General features: G+C 71.6%; 3 protein-coding genes. 2 read left to right on the forward strand and 1 reads right to left on the reverse strand.

Annotation, left to right across the window (positions count from 1 at the left end; genetic code table 11):
• A partial coding sequence (gene mfd, locus CCN72_RS33745) for a transcription-repair coupling factor (RefSeq protein WP_086812085.1) occupies positions 1 to 3438 on the forward strand: 3438 nt, incomplete at its 5' end.
• 213 nt (positions 3439 to 3651) lie between these two features.
• Positions 3652 to 4365, forward strand: coding sequence for an HNH endonuclease family protein (locus CCN72_RS33750; protein WP_086812087.1), 714 nt, complete (start codon positions 3652 to 3654; stop codon positions 4363 to 4365).
• Between the two features lie 27 nt (positions 4366 to 4392).
• On the opposite strand, the gene CCN72_RS33755 is transcribed toward CCN72_RS33750, so the two are convergent.
• Positions 4393 to 5547 (reverse strand): hypothetical protein (locus CCN72_RS33755; RefSeq protein WP_208638172.1); only part of this gene is annotated, 1155 nt, incomplete at its 5' end.

A 5547-nucleotide genomic window follows, 5' to 3' on the forward strand; every position in this document is an offset into this window, starting at 1 on the left:
CTCGTCGGCCCCCCGGCCGCCCGCCCCCTCGCGATCGCCGGCCTCGCCCGCGAGTCCGGCCGTACGGTCCTCGCGGTCACGGCGACCGGCCGGGAGGCGGAGGACCTGGCCGCGGCGCTGCGCTCGCTGCTGCCCGCCGAGGGCGTCGTGGAGTACCCCTCCTGGGAGACGCTGCCGCACGAACGCCTCAGCCCCCGCAGCGACACCGTCGGCCGGCGCCTGGCCGTGCTGCGCCGCCTCGCCCACCCCCGTGCGGACGACCCCGAGACCGGCCCGGTCTCCGTCGTCGTCGCGCCCGTGCGTTCCGTGCTCCAGCCGCAGGTCAAGGGCCTCGGCGACCTGGAGCCCGTGGCCCTGCGCACCGGTCAGAACGCCGATCTGAACGAGGTCGTCCAGGCCCTCGCGGCGGCGGCGTACGCGCGTGTGGAGCTGGTGGAGAAGCGCGGCGAGTTCGCGGTGCGCGGCGGCATCCTGGATGTGTTCCCGCCCACCGAGGAACACCCCCTGCGCATCGAGTTCTGGGGCGACGACGTCGAGGAGATCCGCTACTTCAAGGTCGCCGACCAGCGCTCCCTGGAAGTCGCCGAGCACGGACTGTGGGCGCCGCCCTGCCGCGAGCTGCTGCTCACCGATCAGGTGCGCGAGCGCGCGCGGCTGCTCGCCGAGGAACACCCGGAGCTGGGCGAACTCCTGAACAAGATCGCCGAGGGCATCGCGGTCGAGGGCATGGAGTCCCTCGCCCCGGTCCTGGTCGACGACATGGAGCTGCTTTTGGACGTGCTGCCCCAGGGGTCGATGGCCGTGGTCTGCGACCCGGAGCGGGTCCGTACCCGCGCCGCCGACCTGGTGGCCACCAGCCAGGAGTTCCTTCAGGCATCCTGGGCGGCCACCGCGGGCGGCGGGGAGGCACCGATCGACGTCGACGCGGCCTCCCTGTGGTCCATCGCCGATGTCCGCGACCGGGCGCGCGAGCTGGACATGATGTGGTGGTCCGTCTCGCCCTTCGCCGCCGACGAGGAACTGGACGCGGGCACCCTGAAGCTGGGCATGCACGCGCCCGACACCTACCGCGGCGACACCGCCAGGGCGCTCGCCGACACCAAGGGCTGGCTCGCCGAGGGCTGGCGCACGGTGTACGTCACCGAGGGCCACGGCCCGGCCTCCCGTACCGTCGAGGTGCTCGGCGGCGAGGGCATCGCCGCCCGGCTGGACACCGACCTCGGCGAGCTGAGCCCCTCCGTCGTGCACGTCTCCTGCGGCTCGATCGAGTACGGCCTCGTGGACCCCGGGCTCAAGCTCGCCGTGCTCACCGAGACCGACCTGTCCGGGCAGCGCACCGCGAGCCGCGAGGGCGCCCGGATGCCGGCCCGCCGCCGCAAGACCATCGACCCGCTCACCCTGGAGCCGGGCGACTACATCGTCCATGAACAGCACGGCGTGGGCCGCTACATCGAGATGGTGCAGCGCACCGTACAGGGCGCCACCCGCGAGTACCTGGTCGTGGAGTACGCCCCCGCCAAGCGCGGCCAGCCCGGCGACCGCCTCTACATCCCCACCGACCAACTGGAGCAGATCACCAAGTACGTCGGCGGCGAGGCACCCACCCTGCACCGCCTGGGCGGCGCCGACTGGACGAAGACCAAGGCGCGCGCCAAGAAGGCCGTCAAGGAGATCGCCGCCGACCTGATCAAGCTCTACAGCGCCCGGATGGCCGCCCCCGGCCATGCCTTCGGCACCGACACGCCCTGGCAGCGCGAGCTGGAGGACGCCTTCCCCTACGCCGAGACCCCGGACCAGCTCACCACCATCGCCGAGGTCAAGGACGACATGGAGAAGTCGGTCCCCATGGACCGGCTGGTCTGCGGCGACGTCGGCTACGGAAAGACCGAGATCGCGGTGCGGGCCGCCTTCAAGGCCGTACAGGACGGCAAGCAGGTCGCGGTCCTGGTGCCGACGACACTGCTGGTGCAGCAGCATTTCGGGACGTTCTCCGAGCGGTACGGACAGTTCCCGGTGAGTGTGAAGGCGCTCTCCCGGTTCCAGACCGACACCGAGTCCAAGGCCGTCCTGGAGGGGCTGCGCGAGGGCGCGGTGGACGTCGTCATCGGCACCCACCGGCTGTTCTCCTCCGAGACCAAGTTCAAGGACCTGGGCCTGGTCATCGTGGACGAGGAGCAGCGCTTCGGCGTCGAGCACAAGGAGCAGCTGAAGAAGCTGCGCGCCAATGTGGACGTGCTCACCATGTCCGCCACCCCCATCCCGCGCACCCTGGAGATGGCGGTCACCGGCATCCGCGAGATGTCGACCATCACCACCCCGCCCGAGGAGCGCCACCCGGTGCTCACCTTCGTGGGGCCGTACGAGGAGAAGCAGATCGGCGCCGCCATCCGGCGTGAACTGCTGCGCGAGGGCCAGGTCTTCTACATCCACAACCGGGTCGAGTCCATCGACCGCGCGGCGGCCCGGCTGCGCGACATCGTGCCCGAGGCCCGTATCGCCACCGCGCACGGACAGATGTCGGAGGCGGCCCTGGAGCAGGTCGTGGTCGACTTCTGGGAGAAGAAGTTCGACGTGCTGGTCTCCACCACCATCGTGGAGTCCGGCATCGACATCTCCAACGCCAACACCCTGATCGTGGAGCGCGGCGACACCTTCGGCCTCTCCCAGCTGCACCAGCTGCGCGGCCGGGTCGGGCGTGGCCGCGAGCGGGGGTACGCGTACTTCCTGTACCCGCCGGAGAAGCCGCTCACCGAGACCGCCCACGAGCGGCTCGCGACCATCGCCCAGCACACCGAGATGGGCGCGGGCATGTACGTGGCCATGAAGGACCTGGAGATCCGCGGCGCCGGCAATCTGCTCGGCGGCGAGCAGTCCGGGCATATCGCGGGCGTCGGCTTCGACCTGTACATGCGCATGGTCGGTGAGGCGGTCGCGGATTATCGGCGGCAGCTGGAGACGGGGGAGATCGAGGAGGAGGCCCCGCTGGAGGTCAAGATCGAGCTGCCCGTCGACGCGCATGTCCCGCACGAGTACGCGCCCGGCGAGCGGCTGCGCCTCCAGGCCTACCGCGCCATCGCCTCCGCCAACTCGGAGGAGGACATCAAGGCCGTCCGCGAGGAACTCACCGACCGCTACGGCAAGCTGCCCGAGCCGGTGGAGAACCTGCTGCTGGTGGCCGGGCTGCGGATGCTCGCGCGGGCCTGCGGGGTCGGCGAGATCGTCCTTCAGGGCACCAACATCCGCTTCGCGCCCGTCGAGCTGCGCGAGTCGCAGGAGCTGCGCCTCAAGCGGCTGTACCCCGGTACGGTCATCAAGCCGGCCGTGCACCAGGTGCTGGTGCCCCGCCCGAAGACCGCGAAGGTGGGCGGCAAGCCGCTGGTCGGGCGCGAACTGCTCGCATGGGTCGGGGAGTTCCTGGCCTCGGTGCTGGGGTCCTGACCCCGATCCCACCCCGGGTGTGAGCCGGCGCACGGACGAACGGTCCGTGCGCCGTTCTACGGCCGCCGCGTGCCCCACCTCACGCCCCGCTTGCCCCTGAATCCTCCCTTTGGGACCCATCTGCCGCTCCGAAGCGGGCAGTTACCGTAAGGGGCGGAACGATCCGCCCCGCTTCCGAGGGCGGACCCACAGGGCGAGCGAGGGGGGCGTGGCATGACGCGTCTGAAGAGTGCGACGGTCTGTGCGGTGGTCGTACTGGCCGCCGCGACCGGCTGCAAGTCGGGCCAGGACAAGGGGGCTTCGGGCCCCGAACCGAAGAGCGGCGGCGCCGTACTGACCGCCGCGAAGGCGCTGCCCGTCAAGGGCCGCGCCCCGAAGACCGGTTACTCCCGGGAGCGGTTCGGCAGCGCGTGGGCGGACACGGACTCCAACTCCTGCGACACCCGGGACGACATCCTCAAACGCGACCTGAAGGACGTGAAGTTCACCGGCGGCACCTGCAAGGTCACCTACGGGCTGCTGGACCCGGACCCGTACTCGGGCAAGGACATCACCTACCGGCGCGGTGCCAGCAAGGTCGACATCGACCATGTCGTCGCCCTCTCGGACGCCTGGCAGAAGGGCGCCAAGTACTGGGACGCCAACAAGCGGATCGCGCTGGCCAACGACCCGCTCAACCTCATCGCGGTCGACGCGAGCGCCAACCGCGGCAAGGGCGACGGCGACGCGGCCACCTGGCTGCCGCCGGACAAGGACTACCGCTGCTCGTACGTGGCGACGCAGGTGGCGGTGAAGAAGAAGTACGGCCTGTGGGTCACCTCCGGTGAGAAGGCGGCGATGGAGAAGGTCCTCACCGCCTGCCCGAACCAGAAGCTGCCCTCCGGCGGCAACCCGACCGAGGCCCCCGCGCGCTTCAAGGCCCGCTAGGCCCTCGGTCGAGGCGCATTCCCGCCGTCAGCGCACGCGCGGCGGCGGGGCCGGGCGGCCCGCCTTCTCCCAGCCGACGAAGGTGTTGGTGCGGGCGTGCACGAACGCCTTCACCGGGTCGCCGGAGTACGTCCACGGCACACTGCCGACGTACCCGCCGACCGCCCGGAACTGCTCCACCGCCTCCGCGTACCGCTTCTTCTCGAACAGCATCTTGGCCAGCAGATGCCGTACCAGCGGCAGCCGGTGGTGCCCGGCCGGGATCCGGGCCACGGCGTCCAGGGTGGCGTCGATGGCCGGGTCCACGAACGGCTGGTCGTACACGGGCCCCTTGGCCTCCCGGCAGGCGTGCTCGAACAACGCGTACAGGCGCAGCACGGGCAGCGGGCTGCCGGGCGGGGCGGCGGCCGCGGCCTGCTCGGCGAACGCGTACATCAGTTCGTGCGAGCCGCGCCACTTGGCGCACCAGTACTGGAGCGCGCTGACATGGGCGCCGAAGTGGTGCGGGTCGCGCGCGGTGATCTCGGCCCACAGGGCGCGGAAGTCGTCGTGCGCCCAGCCGAGTCCGAGGGCGATGGTGATCTGCGCGATCCAGGGGCAAGGGTCCTCGGGCGCCATCCGGGCGGCCTCCTGGCAGGCGGGCAGCGCCTCGGCCAGCAGCCGGTGGAAGCCCTCGAACTGCTCGGAGGTGGTGTGCTTCGCCAGCTGCGCGCCGCGGACCTCGCCCGCGAGCGAGACGAGCGCGTCCGCGTGCACGAGCGCGGCGGACGGGTCGCCGGGGTACTCGGCGCGCCAGGCCTTCACCCAGGAGTCGTCCTCGACGGCGGCGTTGACCAGGATGCCGAGCCGGTACCAGCGCAGATCCCAGTCGCGGCCCGCGCCCGCGAGATAGCCGGCGGCCCGCCGCCAGTCACCGGTGAGCGCGGCCGCGGCCACCGCGTCGGCCTCGGGGTCGGGGCCCGCGTACCGCTTGTCGAGCTGTGCGGCGGGCACCAGACCGTAGGCGGCCGCGTCGATGGTGACCGGGGCCTTGGCCTTCTCCTCGGCCTTCTGGGTGCGCGCCTTGCGGATGTTGCGCGGGATGGTGACGGCCGCGTAGGCGAGGACGCCGACGCCGGCTATGTCGATCAGGACGTTCATGAACGGGTCTTCCGGTGATCGGGGCCGCCTGGGGGAGGCGGC

It is taken from the genome of Streptomyces murinus, from assembly GCF_002154555.1.
GTDB lineage: Bacteria > Actinomycetota > Actinomycetes > Streptomycetales > Streptomycetaceae > Streptomyces > Streptomyces murinus.